The 580-nt window shown below is 40.5% G+C and carries 1 protein-coding gene; it reads right to left on the bottom strand.

Annotation, left to right across the window (positions count from 1 at the left end; all coding sequences use genetic code 11):
- Positions 1-162: 162 nt before the first annotated feature.
- Entirely contained in the window at positions 163-501 is a 339-nt protein-coding gene (locus R7Q48_RS29415) for a hypothetical protein (RefSeq protein ID WP_005495432.1), read from the bottom strand.
- Positions 502-580 lie beyond the last annotated feature (79 nt).

Genomic DNA, 580 nt, shown 5'->3' with positions numbered 1-580 from the left:
AGGATATTAGCTATATCCGATCAGGGGTGCAAGCATAAATTCATCAACTTTGAATCGTTTGGTGAAAATGTAAACTCAACACCCGTTTTCAGATGATTTTATCGGCAAGCCCTTCGTCTATCGGGGATAAAAGTGTGATCTATATAACTTTTACGATTTTGTTCAATTGTCGTAAGGCACTTCACTTAACATCCAAATTTGTAATGTCTGGGAAATATCAGGGCAAAAACCAAACAGAATTTGATATTTAGGCTCAAATGGCTCACCAATGTAAGTAGTGCGGATCAGTTTACCCGTTTTAACATCGACTTGAGTACTTACTCTGCCTTTAAAGTTTTGGAAAATCACAAACTGCTCGCTGTGATAAACCATCTGTTCACGATAAAACAAAAAGTGGTCTTGTGGCGTCTCCGTCAGTTTGCACTCCAGCGGCTTTAAGCTCTGCATTCCTTGCACGTGTGGAGCTAGCAGCAACAGTGCAAATATCCATCCATATCGCATACGACTTCCCTATTCCGCTTTCTTTCTCAAAGTATAGGTCTTGGCGTATCGGGCGATACAAAAAAGGCTTTGATCTACA

The organism is Vibrio sp. 378, from assembly GCF_033339435.1.
This window is presented reverse-complemented; position numbering and strand designations above follow the sequence as displayed.